This window comes from Pseudomonas chlororaphis subsp. chlororaphis, assembly GCF_003945765.1.
Classification (GTDB): Bacteria; Pseudomonadota; Gammaproteobacteria; order Pseudomonadales; family Pseudomonadaceae; genus Aquipseudomonas; species Aquipseudomonas chlororaphis.
This window is the reverse complement of the sequence record NZ_CP027712.1, coordinates 1727828-1741973: the sequence shown is the minus strand read 5'-3', so window position 1 is coordinate 1741973 and position 14146 is coordinate 1727828. Positions and strand designations below refer to the sequence as shown.

The 14146-nt window shown below is 58.7% G+C and carries 16 protein-coding genes; 7 read left to right on the top strand and 9 right to left on the bottom strand.

What is annotated here, in order from left to right; translation table 11 throughout:
• Positions 1-8 precede the first annotated feature (8 nt).
• Together C4K27_RS31570 and ptrR are read right to left on the bottom strand one after the other, a co-directional pair.
• Positions 9-137, bottom strand: coding sequence for a PA1414 family protein (locus tag C4K27_RS31570; RefSeq protein WP_009042667.1), 129 nt, complete (start codon positions 135-137; stop codon positions 9-11).
• A gap of 138 nt (positions 138-275) precedes the next feature.
• Positions 276-1157, bottom strand: a complete 882-nt coding sequence (gene ptrR / locus C4K27_RS07935; RefSeq protein WP_053260595.1) for a putrescine utilization regulator PtrR — start codon at positions 1155-1157, stop codon at positions 276-278.
• Between the two features lie 104 nt (positions 1158-1261).
• On the opposite strand from ptrR, the gene C4K27_RS07930 reads away from it, so the two are divergent.
• On the top strand, positions 1262-2422 hold the full coding sequence (locus tag C4K27_RS07930; RefSeq protein WP_053260068.1) for an MFS transporter: 1161 nt from the start codon (positions 1262-1264) through the stop codon (positions 2420-2422).
• Between the two features lie 8 nt (positions 2423-2430).
• On the opposite strand, the gene C4K27_RS07925 is transcribed toward C4K27_RS07930, so the two are convergent.
• The 3 genes from C4K27_RS07925 to C4K27_RS07915 form a co-directional block, all read right to left on the bottom strand.
• Complete coding sequence (locus C4K27_RS07925) at positions 2431-3354, bottom strand: DMT family transporter (protein ID WP_009042666.1); 924 nt, start codon at positions 3352-3354, stop codon at positions 2431-2433.
• 155 nt (positions 3355-3509) lie between these two features.
• The gene (locus C4K27_RS07920) at positions 3510-4958 is read right to left on the bottom strand and encodes an NCS1 family nucleobase:cation symporter-1 (protein ID WP_053260067.1); all 1449 of its coding nucleotides are present in this window, start codon (positions 4956-4958) and stop codon (positions 3510-3512) included.
• A gap of 444 nt (positions 4959-5402) precedes the next feature.
• Positions 5403-6239, bottom strand: a complete 837-nt coding sequence (locus C4K27_RS07915) for a CvfB family protein (protein WP_053260066.1) — start codon at positions 6237-6239, stop codon at positions 5403-5405.
• A gap of 351 nt (positions 6240-6590) precedes the next feature.
• Between C4K27_RS07915 and C4K27_RS07910 the strand changes: the two genes are divergently transcribed.
• The 3 genes from C4K27_RS07910 (at position 6591) to C4K27_RS07900 (ending at position 8639) form a co-directional block, all read left to right on the top strand.
• Complete coding sequence (locus C4K27_RS07910; protein ID WP_016702300.1) at positions 6591-6779, top strand: PFL_1563 family small protein; 189 nt, start codon at positions 6591-6593, stop codon at positions 6777-6779.
• A gap of 197 nt (positions 6780-6976) precedes the next feature.
• A complete protein-coding gene (locus tag C4K27_RS07905) occupies positions 6977-7690 on the top strand; it encodes a TorF family putative porin (RefSeq protein ID WP_053260065.1) in 714 nt (237 codons plus the stop codon).
• Between the two features lie 79 nt (positions 7691-7769).
• A complete protein-coding gene (locus C4K27_RS07900) occupies positions 7770-8639 on the top strand; it encodes a DUF6279 family lipoprotein (RefSeq protein WP_053260064.1) in 870 nt (289 codons plus the stop codon).
• An 87-nt stretch (positions 8640-8726) separates the two neighbouring features.
• Here the strand turns inward: C4K27_RS07900 and C4K27_RS07895 are convergent, their stop codons facing one another.
• A complete protein-coding gene (locus tag C4K27_RS07895; RefSeq protein ID WP_053260063.1) occupies positions 8727-9119 on the bottom strand; it encodes a transcriptional regulator in 393 nt (130 codons plus the stop codon).
• A 198-nt stretch (positions 9120-9317) separates the two neighbouring features.
• On the opposite strand from C4K27_RS07895, the gene C4K27_RS07890 reads away from it, so the two are divergent.
• The 3 genes from C4K27_RS07890 (at position 9318) to C4K27_RS07880 (ending at position 11874) form a co-directional block, all read left to right on the top strand.
• Positions 9318-10055: a DUF899 domain-containing protein gene (locus C4K27_RS07890; protein ID WP_053260062.1), complete on the top strand. Its 738-nt coding sequence runs from the start codon at positions 9318-9320 to the stop codon at positions 10053-10055.
• Positions 10056-10172: 117 nt separating this feature from the next.
• Entirely contained in the window at positions 10173-11120 is a 948-nt protein-coding gene (locus tag C4K27_RS07885) for an AraC family transcriptional regulator (RefSeq protein WP_053260061.1), read from the top strand.
• A gap of 481 nt (positions 11121-11601) precedes the next feature.
• The gene (locus tag C4K27_RS07880; RefSeq protein WP_053260060.1) at positions 11602-11874 is read left to right on the top strand and encodes a hypothetical protein; all 273 of its coding nucleotides are present in this window, start codon (positions 11602-11604) and stop codon (positions 11872-11874) included.
• A 302-nt stretch (positions 11875-12176) separates the two neighbouring features.
• Here the strand turns inward: C4K27_RS07880 and C4K27_RS07875 are convergent, their stop codons facing one another.
• The 3 genes from C4K27_RS07875 to C4K27_RS07865 form a co-directional block, all read right to left on the bottom strand.
• Entirely contained in the window at positions 12177-12767 is a 591-nt protein-coding gene (locus C4K27_RS07875) for a hypothetical protein (protein ID WP_053260059.1), read from the bottom strand.
• 179 nt (positions 12768-12946) lie between these two features.
• Positions 12947-13525 carry a hypothetical protein gene (locus C4K27_RS07870; protein WP_394325638.1) on the bottom strand — a complete coding sequence of 193 codons (579 nt, stop codon included), beginning with the start codon at positions 13523-13525 and terminating at the stop codon, positions 12947-12949.
• 26 nt (positions 13526-13551) lie between these two features.
• Positions 13552-13860 carry a hypothetical protein gene (locus tag C4K27_RS07865; protein ID WP_125737991.1) on the bottom strand — a complete coding sequence of 103 codons (309 nt, stop codon included), beginning with the start codon at positions 13858-13860 and terminating at the stop codon, positions 13552-13554.
• Positions 13861-14146 lie beyond the last annotated feature (286 nt).

Below are 14146 nucleotides of genomic sequence, written 5' to 3'. Positions count from 1 at the left end.
GCCGATGGTTAGCGGCGACGCTGTTGCCGACGCCGTTGTTCGTCGTCTGTGCGGATTGGCACCGGCTGCAATGGCGGCTCGATCAGCCCCAGTGCGACCCCGAGGTCGTGAAGCCAGTTTTGCAGTTTCTCTTTCATAGTGCCCCCCTTAAGGGTCGTGCCTGGCGGCTGGGTTCTAAAGCCGCTTCGCTCTGATAATAGCGCTAACTTTCGCCCAGTGCTCCCCCCGGATAGCAATGATCTGTTACCGGATTAATCCGAATCAGCCAGCCCATTTCAGGCCGTCGCCCGCTGATCCGTCTGACTCGCCTGTTGCAGCTCGATCCAGGCATTGAGGTTGGCGCCGAGCATGCCCTTGCGCCACATCAGCCAGGTGGTGGCACTGGCGAATGGCTCGGCCAGCGGGTGAACCGCCACGCTCTCGCGACCGGGCAGGCTGGCGAGCATCGACGCCGACATCAGCGCCACTCCGGACCCGGCAATCACGCAAGCCAGCATCCCCTGATAGGACTCGATTTCTATCGCCCGTCCCATGGCCGCTTGGTAGTGGGCGAACCAGGACTCCAGGCGCAGGCGGTACGAGCAGCCACGGCGAAAGGTAAATACCGCGCGCCCTTCGACATCCCGGGCACTGCGGATCGGCGGGTGGTCCGCTTCGCTGATCAACACCAGCTTTTCATTGCACAGCGGCACCCCATCCAGGCTGGCCAGCTCCAGCGGGCCGTCCACCAGCACTGCATCCAGGCGCCCGGCCAGCAAGCCTTCGAGCAACTCGCTGCTGGGCGCCGATTGCACCTGCAGGTTCACCGCCGGGTAGGCGCGGTGGTAACGCGCCAGCAGCGCCGGTAATTGAATCGCTGCCGTGCTGTACATGGTGCCCAGTACGAAATCCCCGGCCGGCTGACCGCCCTGCACCGCCCCATGGGCCTCATCGCGCAGGGCAAACAGGCGCGCGGCGTAATCGAGCAGCACCTTGCCCGCCGGCGACAGTTGCAGCCGCTGCCGTTCCCGCAGGAACAGCTCGACCCCCAGTTGCTCTTCCAGTTGCTTGAGCCGCGTCGACAGGTTGGACGGCACCCGATGCAAGCGCTCGGCCGCCCGAGTGATGGAACCTTCCTCGGCGACCGCCTGGAAGATGCGCAACTGGCTGAACTCCACGACCATTCTCCAAAAGCGAACAAGTTGCTTAATATTATTCATTTTTATAGAAAGTCAATCAGTCCTAGCCTGACGTTCATCGCCTCTTCGACGGAGCCCGGACCATGTCACCGCTGATTCGCTTACTCGCCAGTTTCATTGCCCTGATGATGGCCATGGGCATCGGTCGCTTCGCCCTCACCCCGCAACTGCCGCACTTGCTGAGCGAAGGCCAGGTCGACCTGACCGACACTGGCCTGATCGCCGCCGCCAACTATCTGGGGTATTTCATCGGCGCGCTGGATGCCATGTTCGCCCGCCGCCCGGCCCAGGTTCGCCGGCGTCTGTTGGGTGGGCTGTGGCTGTGCGTGCTGCTGACCCTGGCCTCGTTCTGGGCCGGCGGCTTCTGGGCGCATTCGGTATTGCGCTTCGGCACCGGCGTGGCCAGTGCCTGGGTGATGGTGATGATCGCCGCCCTGAGCCAGTCGCTGGCCCTGGCCGCCGGCCGGCCACGCCTGGGCGCCCTGGTGTTTGCCGGGCCCGGGCTGGGGATTTTCCTCACCGGCCTGCTGGCCCTGGGCTCAAACCTGCTGGGGCAAAGCTCCGCGACCCTGTGGCTGGTGTACGCCGCGGCCGGCCTGCTGATGCTGCTGGTGATCCTGCCGATCCTGCCGCAACCCGCCATGCCTGCACTGACCTCCCAGATGCCACACGCCTCGAACCACAGCGGCATCCCCCGCCTCGGGCTGATTTATGCGCTGTACGGCCTGGGTTACATCATCCCGGCAACCTTCCTGTCACAGATGGCCAGCGCACGCTTTCAAGGGCAATGGCAGGCCGACCTGTTCTGGCCGTGCTTCGGTCTGGCGGCGGCCATCGGCGTGGGGCTGGTCAGCCTGCGCCGATACAGCCCGAACGCCACCCGTCACTGGCTGATGGCGACCTTGTGGCTGCAAGCCGCCGGGGTCTTCGCCTGTCTGCTGGGCAGTGGCGCCGGCCTGGCGCTGGGGGTGATTCTTTGCGGCGCGCCGTTCCTGGCCTGCATGCAGTTGGTGATGCAGCGCTCGCGGGAGTTGGCGCCCCATGCGGCCCAGCGCAACGCCGGTTTGCTCACGGCCTGCTTCGCCATGGGCCAGTTGAGCGGGCCACTGCTGGCGGCCCTGAGCAGCCATTTCAGCGGTAGCCTGCAACCGGCGCTGATCGTCGCCGGCAGCAGCCTGCTGCTGGCGGGGGGCTTGCTGTTGAGGCAACAACCGCTTGCCCGGGAATGCCACGCCACAGCCTGAGCCTGGGATTACAGCAGGCTGCGGATCCGCCGGCGCAGCCACTGTTCGGCGCTGACGAAGGTGATGCCCAGCAACACCAGCACCGCGCCAATGACGAAATTGAGGCTCAGGGGTTCGCCCAGCAACAGGACCCCGAAGGTGACACCGAACAGCGGCGTCATGAAGGAAAACACCGCCAGGTTGGCGGCCAGGTAACGGCGCAGCAGCCAGAACCAGGTCAGGTAGCTGAAAAAGGACACCACCAGCCCCTGGAACAGCACGCTGGCCACCGCCACCGGGGTCAGGCTGACATGGGTGACCTGGCCGCTCAGCACGGCGATCAGCAGCAGGCCGACAAAACCGACGATCAGCTGATAGAACAGGGTCAGGGTCGCTGGCGCCTCGGACAAGCGCGACGCGCGCACCACCACCGTGGTCGCGCCCCAGGCCAGGCCGGCCAGCACACCCAGGGCGTCGCCAAGCAGCATGCGCGTGTCCAGGTTATCCAGCGAAATGCCACCGGCGAAGGCCACGCCAATGCCGATGAACGCCAGTAGAATCCCCAGCCACTGCAAGGGTCTGAGGCGCTCGCTGGGCAGCAGCCAGTTCACCCCCAGCGCGGTGAAGATCGGCGCGGTATAGAGAAACACCGACATGTGCGCCGCGCTGGTGAGCTTGAGCCCTTCGGCGATAAACAGGAACTCCAGGCCAAACAGGCTGCCGGCCAGCAAGCCGCCGCGCCAGGTACTGCCGATCTGCGACCAGCCGCCCTTCCAGCACATCAGCAAGGCCACCAGCAGCGCCGAAATGCCCGAACGCGCAGCCGCCTGCATCACCGGCGCGATATCCGCCGCGGCCCACTTGATCATCACCTGCTGCACGCCCCAGATCAGGCACAGCCCCAACATCACTTGCAGTGCAAAACCGTCGGCGCTGCGCCGCTCGATACTCACCGCAGCCCCTCGGGCAGATTCATAGACATGGCAGTTACTCGACAGAAACGACAAAGCCCCGGAACCGGTCCGGGGCGAAGAATGGATGTGTTGTCGATTATCAACCAAACGGACAGAAAAAGACGCCTGGAAAAGACCTTTTCCTGGCCGTACCGTCAGCTCGACGCCGTCGGGCTCAGCCTCAGGGATGGCAGGGCCTCACGGCGCGCGAGGAGAAAAAACAGCGCGCCACCGAGGAAACACCCGGTGAACCAGGCGAAGTTGGCCATCGGCTGCAGCGCCGGCGTGAAGGTGATCGCCACGCCCATCAGGGTCGCCGGCACCAGCGCCTTGACCGCGGTCCAGTTGACTCCGCCGCTGTAGTAATAACGCCCGTCCGGGCCGTCGTTGAACAGCGCGTCGATATCGATCTGCTGCTTTTTGATCAGGTAGTAGTCCACCAGCAGAATGCCGAACAGCGGGCCGATAAAGGCGGCCAGCACGTCGAGGGTGTAGTGGATTACCTGGGGGTTGTTGAACAGGTTCCAGGGGGTGATGAAGATCGAGGCCAGGGCCGCGATCATGCCGCCCGTGCGCCAGCTGATCCGGCTCGGAGCGACGTTGGCGAAGTCGAAGGCCGGCGAGACGAAGTTGGCGACGATGTTGATGCCGACGGTAGCGGTGACAAAAGCGAAGGCGCCGAGCAGCACCGCAACGTCGTTGTCGATCCGCGCCACCGTGGCGATCGGGTCATGGAGCATTTCACCGAACACCGGCAGAGTGCCGGAGACAATGACCACGGTCACCAGGGAGAACGCCAGGAAGTTCACCGGCAGCCCCCAGAAGTTGCCGCGTCGTACATCCTGCATGCTGCGGCAGTAGCGGCTGAAGTCACCGAAGTTCAGGGTCGGCCCGGAGAAGTAGGACACCACCAGCGCCGTGGCGACGATCACCTGGCCGAATGCCTGCCAGCCCGACAGCGACTTCTCCCCCAGGGTGAAGCTGATGTTGCTCCAGCCGGCCTTCCAGACGATCCAGCCGGCGAGGAGGAACATCACCGCGTAGACCACCGGCCCCGCCCAGTCGATAAAGCGCCGGATCGACTCCATGCCGGCCCAGAACACCAGGGCCTGGACCAGCCACAGCGCCAGGAAACCGAACCAGCCCAGGTAGGACAGCCCGGCAAAATGCGGCTCGGCATAGGCCGCCATGGCCGGGAAAAAGCGCAGCACCACAATGATCAGGGCGCTGGACGCCAGGTAGGTCTGGATCCCATACCAGGCCACCGCGATCAGGCCGCGAATCACCGCCGGGATATTCGCCCCGAATACACCGAACGCCAGCCGGCAGATCACCGGGTATGGCACCGCCGCCTGCTGGCTGGGCCTGGCCACCAGGTTGGCGATCAGTTGCACGATGCAGATCCCCGCCAGCAGGGCCACCAGCACTTGCCAGCTGGCCAGCCCGAGGGCGAACAGGCTGGCGGCGAACACATAACCGCCGACGCTGTGCACGTCGCTCATCCAGAAGGCGAAGATGTTGTACCAGTTCCACTTCTGCGGCAGCGGCCCCAGGTCCTGGTTGTACAAGCGCGGGCTGTAGCCCTTGGGTAGTTGCTCGGTCATTGCAAGGCTCCTTATTGGACAGGCCCTGCCCCCGCGATTGACCTTGCGACCACACTGCGTACGGGAGCCGGCATGAGTTGTATACGAAGCGCTACGCAGAATGCGTGCCATACCGGAAAAACCTGTAGGCGAACGGCGTGGATCGCTTGTCCATCAAGGGCTGGGCCTTGACTACATAACGATGATCAGCAGCCGGGATCAGCGGCAGACATGCCCACTGGCTGTGCACGACTGCCTGATATCAGTGCATCAGGAATGGCTTGAAACTGTATACATCGGCCATGACAACGATCGAAGACGCCGACTCTGACGTCCTTCAACGCAGCCAGGAAAAAAGGCAATAAAAAACCGCTGCCGGTTCCGGCAGCGGTTTTTCGGACAGCCCCGTGGGTCGTTAGCGCCGCCGAAGGTTCTTCGACCGCAACTACGCCAGGGAGGAACGAATCAGGTCAGTTCAATGCGGTCGGCATGAATAATGATCTGGCCATTCTTGTACAAGGCACCGATGGCCTTCTTGAAGTTGCCCTTGCTGACGCCGAACAGACCACTGATCACCGTCGGATCGCTCTTGTCGCTGACCGGCAGGGTGCCATTGTTTTCCCGCAACTTGGCGAGGATCTTCGCGTTCAGGCTGCTGGCCAGTTCTTCGCCCACCGGTTGCAGGCTGAGGCTGATCTTGCCGTCGGCGCGGATCTCTTTGATGAAACCCTTTTCCTGTTTGCCCGGACGCAGGAACTTGAACACTTCGTTCTTGTGGATCAGGCCCCAGTGCTTGTTGTTGATGATCGCCTTGAAGCCCATGTCGGTGCTCTCGGCCACCAGCAGATCGACTTCCTGGCCGACCTTGTAGGTCACCGGAGCCTTGTCCAGGTAGCGGTCCAGACGGGCTGTGGCAGTGATGCGACGAGTGTGCTTGTCGAGGTAGACGTGCACCACGCAATACTCACCGGCGGTCAGCTGGCGCTTTTCCTCGGAGTACGGCAGCAGCAGGTCCTTGGGCAGGCCCCAGTCGAGGAACACACCGATACTGTTAACTTCCACGACTTTAAGACTGGCGAACTCACCGACTTGAACTTTTGGTTTTTCGGTAGTTGCAATTAACTTGTCGGCGCTATCCAGATAAACGAAAACATTCAACCAGTCTTCATCTTCACTGGGAATATCCTTGGGAATATAACGATTGGGCAGCAGTATTTCGCCATCCGCCCCGCCGTCCAGATATAAACCGAAGTTAGTGTGTTTAACCACTTGCAAACTGTTGTAGCGCCCGACTAAAGCCATTTCCAATACCCTCATTGCGTGGGCGGCATTCTACCCGGTTTTCCGCTCCTGGTTGGCCCGCGTCGCCGGATAGCAGCGGAGATTTTCCTGAATGCCTTGATTTTTATGGCTTTGCGCCAGCAACCGGTTCCGCCCGTCAGGCCAGCCGGCAGCGACTTTTGCCTCAGCGCCGCCGAACAAGCCGCTCTTTGTGCCATTGTCTTTATTTAAAACAGCAGCTTATGGGGATATTCCCGAGATCAACTTAGGATTATTCGGGAGTTTTCCACCGTTATTCCAGGAGGATATTTACCAAGCAATTGTCAAGCATTTCATGTATGATGGCTGGCCAAATTAATTTTCTGAAGGTTAATGGCCGCCATGCGTGTAAAAGCATCCAACAGCAAAGCAAAGCCAGCTCCAGCCGTTGAAACCAGCGAATCGATCAACGATCAGATTGCTGCTTTCCTGAAGTCCGGCGGCGAGATCCAGCAAATTGCCAAAGGCGTCAGCGGCCAGACTTTCGGCCCGTCCAAGCAGATCAGCCTGGGCAAGAAGTAATCCCCCCGCCACACCTCCTGGTCCCTATGCGCTTTGAACCTCAAAGCGCTAGGACTAGAGTTCTGACTCCTCCCCTCCCATAAAAATCGACGAACGGCCCTCATCCCCGAGGTTTCGCCGGTATCCTTGCACACGTCTAGATCGGGCATTCCAGTAGGCTCCGCGGTTCCTGCTCCTCGCGTTTCATGGAGTGAAGCATGCTCAAACCCTCCCATGTGCTGCTTGCCAGCCTTCTCGCCAGCCCCTTGGCCCACGGGCAGATCTTCCAGCGCGAACTGGGGGACTTCGACCTCAAGCTCAGCAGCACCCCGAGCCGCAGCATGGCCCAGGGCCTGGTCAAACCCTCGGCCACCGGCTCGTTCCATGGCGGCCTGGACCTGACCCATGACAGCGGCTGGTACATCGGCCAGTGGTCGCCGAGCATGGGCCTGGGCGAGAGCGACCTGGAAGTGGACTCCTACCTGGGATTCAAGCGCCCCTTCGATCAGACCCTGGGTTATGAGGTGGGGATGATCCAGTACAACTACCCGCAACTGGCCCCGCAGGACAGCCAGGAGTTCTATGGCGGCCTGACGCTGCTGGGCAGCCGCTTCGGCGCCGCGTTCAGCCAGGAACCGGACAAGCGCAACAGCACCCTGTTCGCCGACCTGGGCGGCAACCAGCCCTTCGGCATTGGCGTCAGCATCAAGTACACCACTCATCAGCTGGGCAACCCGGTTTCGGTGAGCAGCGGCTACGTCAGCAGCTTCAACGACTGGTCGATCAAGTTCTCCCGCCCCTGGATGGGCATCGACCTGAAACTGATCTACAGCGACTCCAACCTCAACGGCAGCGATTGTTCGGCCTATTCTGGACATAACGCACAATGCGACGGTCTGCTCACCTTCAAGGCCGAGCATTCGTTCTATTGAGCGGCTGAACTGCCGGAAGCTTTCCCGGTTCAGATAAGAAACCCATGCTTACAAACCCAGGCCTTCGCAAGGACTTGCCATGTCGCGCCGGCTGCAACACCTCACCCTGCTACTGCTGTTGAGCCTGGTGCTGACCTCCTGCAATCGTGTCGGCCTGGCTTACCGCAACCTCGATGTGATCATTCCCTGGACGCTCAATGACTACCTGGAAATGAATCGCGAGCAGAAAATCTGGTTCAACCAGCGCCTCAAGGAACACCTGAGCTGGCACTGCAGCACGCAGTTGCCCGGCTACCTGGACTACCTGGACCGTCTGCAGCAGATGGTCGAACGCAATCAGGTCAACGATGCCGAGCTGCAAGAGTTCACCCGCGGAGCCAAGCAGGCCATTGCCCAGACCGCCCGCGCGATCGCGCCTTCGGCCATCGAGTTGCTGCGGGGCCTGGACGACCGACAGGTCGCGGAAATGAAGGCGGCCTTCGCCAAAGACATGCGCCAACGTCGCAGCAAAAACCTCAAGCCACCACTGGAGCAACAGATCAGGCTGCGTGCCGAACGCATGGACAAGCGCCTGAATACCTGGCTCGGCCCCCTCACTCCCGAGCAGACCCAGCGGGTGGCGGACTGGTCAACGTCCCTCGGCGAACAGAACCAGCTCTGGCTCGCCAATCGGGCCAACTGGCAGGCACAGTTCAGCGCCGCGCTGGAGCAACGCCAGAACAGCGACTTCGACAGACGCATCGAGCGCCTGCTGGTGGATCGTGAAAGCTTCTGGACACCGGCTTATCGCCAGGCCTATGCCAACAGCGAACAGGCGGCGCGCAACCTGCTGGTGGACGTGATGGCCAAAAGCACGCCAGCCCAGCGCGAGCATCTGCGCAACAAGCTGCAGAACGTGCGCAATGAATTCGAAGCGTTGAAATGCATGAAGACGGTACGCCAGGAGTAACACTGGCGCGTCTTGCGCCAACGCGCTCGCTGCTGCAAGGCATATTCCCCGCAGCAGCGAACTTGCTCGCGATGTTCTAGATACCCCTCAGGCAATCTGCGCCTTGCTGGCCAACTCATCGAAAACCGCCGGTTCCAGCGCATCGGCCTGTTCGTCCAGCACCTGGCGCGGGTGATCGTTGCCCGGAATGCAGCTGTCGATCATGCACAGCAGGCTGGAACCGCGCGGCGTCAACATGAAGTTCTCGCCATTGCCGCCTTCCTCCTCGGGACGCGGCTCGATGAAACCCCGGTCCAGCAACAGTTTTTCATACTCGGCGGCGGTGCTTTTCAGCTCATCCAGATTGCCCATGGATTCACCCTCGGCCGCCTTGGCCGCGGCATGCTGCTCGGCATAGGGTCGCGGCGTGAAGCTGTGGCCCGCGCCGTTCTGCACCTCATGCAGCAATCGTTCGATCAGATCCCAGTTATAAGTCGCCATCCTGTTCTGCCTCCATTCATGAAAGAGAGATGCCTGTACCCAGGTTGTGACAGGCGCCACCTATAGCCGTTCAGCAGCATCGAGCAGGCGGGCGACCGTTGGGCGGAACCGTCCGGCGGCTGTCGATTTGCCCGCGGGCGAAACGACTAGCCTGTGTAGGCACTGTCGCCGCGCACCTTTGCCGCAGGAGAAGACGTCATGCACCTCAACGATCATCCGGTCGTATCCCGGGAACAATGGATACAGGCCCGCAAGCAGCACCTGATTCACGAAAAGGCGTTCACCCGCCAACGCGACCAGCTCAGCGCCGAGCGGCGTGCCCTGCCCTGGGTGAAAATCGACAAGCCCTACCGCTTCCAGGGCCCCCACGGCGAACTGAGCCTGGCCGACCTGTTCGGCGATCGCAGCCAGCTGGTGGTCTACCACTTCATGTTCGCCGATGGCTGGGACGAAGGTTGCCCGGGCTGCTCCTTCCTCTCCGATCACATCGACGGCGCCAACCAGCACCTGGCCCACCACGACATCGCACTGGTGGCGGTGTCCCACGCGCCCTTCGCCGAGTTCCAGGCGTTCAAGCGGCGCATGGGCTGGAAGTTCGACTGGGTTTCGTCCGCCGGCTGTGATTTCAACTACGACTTCGGGGTCTGCGCCCGGGCCGACGAGGTCGCCGCCGGCACCGCCACGTACAACTACGAGAAAACCGACGGCGCCGAAGAAGAGCTGCCTGGCCTCAGCGTGTTCTATCGCAATGAAGCCGGTGAGATCTTCCACACCTACTCCACCTACGCCCGTGGCCTGGACCTGCTGGTGGGGGCCTACAACTACCTGGACCTGACGCCCAAGGGGCGCAACGAAGAACAGATCATGGACTGGGTCAGGCACCATGATCGTTATGACGACAAACCGGCCGCCAGTTGCTGCCATGGCGGCTCCTGAGCGCCGGACGGCGATCGCGGGCCTGCAGGAGCTGGCTCGCGATCACGTTCGTCCGGCCGACGGAAAAAACCCGCCCGGCACAAACCCGTGGCCTGGCCCCCGGCTAAACTTGGCTCCATGAGCCCCGCCTATCACAGCCTCCACGAATACACCCAACGCATGAACCGGGTGCTGGAGTATATCGACCAACACCTGGACCAGCCGCTGGAGCTGGCGGAACTCGCGCAGGTCGCGCATTTTTCGCCCTTTCACTTTCATCGCCTGTTCACCGCCTGGGTCGGCGAAACCCTGGGCGACTACCTGCGCCGACGCCGCCTGGCCTGTGCTGCCTATCAGCTGGCCAGCCATCCAGAAATGAGCATTCTCGACGTGGCCCTGGAAGTCGGCTTCAGCTCCGGCGAAGCGTTCTCCCGGGCGTTCAAGCAGCATTTCTCGGTCACCCCGAGCACCTGGCGCAGCATCGAACCCAAACGCTGGCACCGCCGCCTCAGCGACGTCCGCGAACGGCGCCTGCGGGAATTGAGCAATCCTGATCAGACGCACATCCCGGCCTTCGACGATCCTGACGCCTTCATTCACCTGAAGGAGCCTTTGATGAACGTCACCCTCAAGGAACTGCCACCGGTCCGCGTCGCCTACCTGCGTTATATCGGCCCCTACGGGTCGGGCATCGGCACCTTCTGGCGCGACACCGTCGCCCCCTGGATGGTCGAAAACGGCCTGTTGGGCCGCGTGCGTTACGGCATCGGCCACGACGATCCCTACGTCACCCCACCCGAAAAATGCCGCTACGACGCCTGCGTCGAAGTCCCCGACGACTTCAAGGCCAGCGCCCCCGCCGTCGTCACCACCCTGCTCGGCGGCCTCTACGCCATCGCCCACTACCAGGGCAAAGGCCCCGACATCGCCGACGCCTGGACCGAACTGTGCCGCGACTGGCTGCCCAAGAGCGGCATGCAATTCGACGCCCGACCAGCGTTCGAGCGTTATCCGGTGGACGCGAAATACGACATGAAGACGGGGGAACTGGAGTGTGAGATCTGTATTCCGGTGAAGGCGTTGTAAGCCGCGCCGGGCTTGAGCGAAACGATACGGGGCGGCCTGTGCTGCCCCGTCTTTTTGTTCCTCAAGCATGCTCTAGAGGCTATTACCCACAGTCTTTTGCAGGAAGCCGTATTTGGGAAACGCACGGGGCGTTTTATTGGGTATTGGAGCTGCCCGCCAAGCCGACAGCTTCCTTCTGCGCTAATCAGAAAAGCCCTACAGCCTACAGTGCACTCACCTTATTCCTGCCAACCACAGTGCGATTTACAGTCGATGGGTCGCCCAGATGGCGACCGGGTTTGGCGACCTGGTGAATGGTGTGCAAAAGATTTCTGATTACAGAAGCTTTTGCGCATGCAAAGCTGCCTTATGGCAGTTGTGCGCGGGAGGCCTTCGGGCCTGTCGGTTTTCCATTCCCGGCTCGCCAACCCGCGTACAGCTGCCACCTTTCGTTTGGCGACGTTTGAGTGATAGCTCTTTTCAACTGAATGGAGTTACACCTATGAATCGCTACATGCCCATTACCGGCCACGACTGCAATATTCCCTACCTGCTTATCGATACCCAGGCACCTATTGACATACTGCACGAGGCCGCTGCTTATCGCATTCGCGCGGTGACCCAGTTGCTGGAAAGCTTTTCAGTAGCTGATGCCCCTCGTCATGAACCTGTTCTTCTTCAGGAACTGACACTGGTCTGTAGCATCGTGCTGCGTGACGGGTGTGATTTGATGGATGTGGCGGGGCGACGACTGCAAGAGCAACTTTCAACATAAATAGTAATGGGCGGCGTTGAGCCGCCCATTCGTCAATTACTTAAAGACATGCAACAGACGACTACTAGAACCATTAAACAACCCACATCATTGATTAACGAGTCGCTTAAGCAGCTAGCCCCATTTGTCCCACCACCTTAAAAAACAGAAACACAAAACCTAGCATTTAGCATTAATCTTTATAGACTACAAAAAAAACAACAGGACAACTCACAAAAAAGCCAACTCATTCAACAAGCAGAGCCTCGTAAACCTTAAAAGCCATCCAATAATAAAAGTGACCCGACTCGATTTCCCTGCGATCAGACAGGATTACTCGCATCATACTTCTCTGTAATAACAGGGATGCGTTCTTTAGGTTTAGTGACATCATAGACATGCTGTTCACAACCTTTACCGATGATCAAGAACTCTACCAGGTAAACTTTTTCCTTCTCGGGTTTGAAGCTCGAGCGCATAGGGCCACAGGCATAAACCAACCTTTCAGCAATACGATAGTAGTTGTTATCGTAAACCCGCGACTCGCCAATCACTTCAATCGACTGCCCAGAATCAGCCTGCAACTCCAACTGTGGGAAACGCTTAACGGCTGCGCTGTTGGCTACTTCGTTAAGCTTGGCGATCCAGCCAAATACCTGACCACGACCGGAGTCTACTACGGTGCCCAATATCTCCGGACGCTGATCCGGGTCAGAACCGCGCCGCACGGAGAACTGTACCGGGTAGGTGAATCCAGTCGATTTCATGATGACCTTCGCATGGCCGGCATCGGCCACAACCTTCTTTTGCTGCAGCTGGATACCATCCTTGAGCAGGCTTGGCGAAGAATCTCTGACATTGGAATGACAGCCTGTCAGGACCAACATCAAGGCTAAAATTTTGGCTATTTTCATTAGGAGAGTTTCCGTGAAGGTGTGAAATAAAAACTGAAACCATTATTTGCTTTCGTTGGCCAATCGGGACTTCCATCAGATTTCACCCACCTAGGATCAACGTCCAACTTCTTAGCAGTGGCCACCTGCGCTGGTGTCGGATTGGCTATGGGAACACGCATTCTGCCTTTTGCACCAATTTAACAAGGTGCTTGAACAAACCTTAACTTCCAATAATCACCACCCTGAACCCAATATCGCTCTATATCGGGTATCAAGAAGCTGAAATCTGAACATTTGGAAAGCCAATCCGGATACGCAAGATCTTCATGGAACCGACCAAAATCCATATGCATATATATCTTTCTGTCAAAATTTATATAGAACATCGGCAATCTAGATGCGAGCCGCCCAGCAAAACTGAACTCATCTGCATCCAACTCCACCCCCGACAAATAATATTCTTCAACTCGCCTCAACAATTTTCCAGCGTTGCATTTTCCATCTACATCAAAGATCCCCTTAAAATCCTCACTAACAAACACACATTCCCTTATGCCACTTATATACTGCAGAAAATTATCGGACGTCAGCTTTAAAACCCCTCCCCTAAACCCCTTACACGCCTGCACATATTGATCTTGCGTTATATAACCTTTACTCAAATACCCACGATAGTCTCTCTCCGCATCTAGCGAAAAATTATATTTATAATCCAAAACCCAATAACACTTTCCTTTGTTGACAAAAAAGCAGATGCTTTTTTCCCCGTTCCACATATCATCAAGTAACGCCTGATCAAAATTCAATTCCCAAACTCCTTTAAAAACGCCTCTTGAGAGTAAACACGTGCATTACTCGAATTCTTTTCAAGTAACGACTCCCATATTTTAGGGAGTTCCAGGGCAGTACCTGGCTTAGTGGGATCTACGATTTTAGGTGCTGATGGATCTCGTGGAATACCTGGGATCGGTCGTTGGGGTATCGCATTAGCCATAATTTCCTTATGGAGATTAGCATCCACATCAAATACAACTACAGAACCATCTGGACGCTTATTAGTTAAGTAAGTGAAATAACCCCCCCAACAGATGCCGATTTCTTTAGAGAGCACTTACTCAACTACATATGTAGTGAATTTATTTACCCCTCTTCTAAGTGCAATCTTCTACAGTTTGGACATCGATATACCGTAATAGCTCTTTCATCAAGAGCCTCATATCGCTGATCAGAAGAGAGCTCACCTCCATTATCCAATCTTTCCCCCATTCTCTCTATCGTCGACTCAGAAATTAAAGTCAGCTCGTAGTCTGACCACTCTTGGGAAAGGTTCATAACGTAACCGCATACACAAGAATACTTTGGCACAGCTAGTCCCCTCCAGAAGGCCGGTAAAATCG

Excerpts from the sequence above, each read along its gene's own strand:
- C4K27_RS07915 (WP_053260066.1), bottom strand. The coding sequence starts at position 6,239 with ATGGCTTTAGTCGGGCGCTACAACAGTTTGCAAGTGGTTAAACACACT.
- C4K27_RS07880 (WP_053260060.1), top strand. The coding sequence starts at position 11,602 with ATGAATCGCTACATGCCCATTACCGGCCACGACTGCAATATTCCCTAC.
- C4K27_RS07900 (WP_053260064.1), top strand. The coding sequence starts at position 7,770 with ATGTCGCGCCGGCTGCAACACCTCACCCTGCTACTGCTGTTGAGCCTG.
- C4K27_RS07890 (WP_053260062.1), top strand. The coding sequence starts at position 9,318 with ATGCACCTCAACGATCATCCGGTCGTATCCCGGGAACAATGGATACAG.
- C4K27_RS07885 (WP_053260061.1), top strand. The coding sequence starts at position 10,173 with ATGAGCCCCGCCTATCACAGCCTCCACGAATACACCCAACGCATGAAC.
- C4K27_RS07910 (WP_016702300.1), top strand. The coding sequence starts at position 6,591 with ATGGCCGCCATGCGTGTAAAAGCATCCAACAGCAAAGCAAAGCCAGCT.
- C4K27_RS07875 (WP_053260059.1), bottom strand. The coding sequence starts at position 12,767 with ATGAAAATAGCCAAAATTTTAGCCTTGATGTTGGTCCTGACAGGCTGT.
- C4K27_RS07870 (WP_394325638.1), bottom strand. The coding sequence starts at position 13,525 with ATGTGGAACGGGGAAAAAAGCATCTGCTTTTTTGTCAACAAAGGAAAG.
- C4K27_RS07920 (WP_053260067.1), bottom strand. The coding sequence starts at position 4,958 with ATGACCGAGCAACTACCCAAGGGCTACAGCCCGCGCTTGTACAACCAG.
- C4K27_RS07905 (WP_053260065.1), top strand. The coding sequence starts at position 6,977 with ATGCTCAAACCCTCCCATGTGCTGCTTGCCAGCCTTCTCGCCAGCCCC.
- C4K27_RS31570 (WP_009042667.1), bottom strand. The coding sequence starts at position 137 with ATGAAAGAGAAACTGCAAAACTGGCTTCACGACCTCGGGGTCGCACTG.
- C4K27_RS07930 (WP_053260068.1), top strand. The coding sequence starts at position 1,262 with ATGTCACCGCTGATTCGCTTACTCGCCAGTTTCATTGCCCTGATGATG.
- C4K27_RS07895 (WP_053260063.1), bottom strand. The coding sequence starts at position 9,119 with ATGGCGACTTATAACTGGGATCTGATCGAACGATTGCTGCATGAGGTG.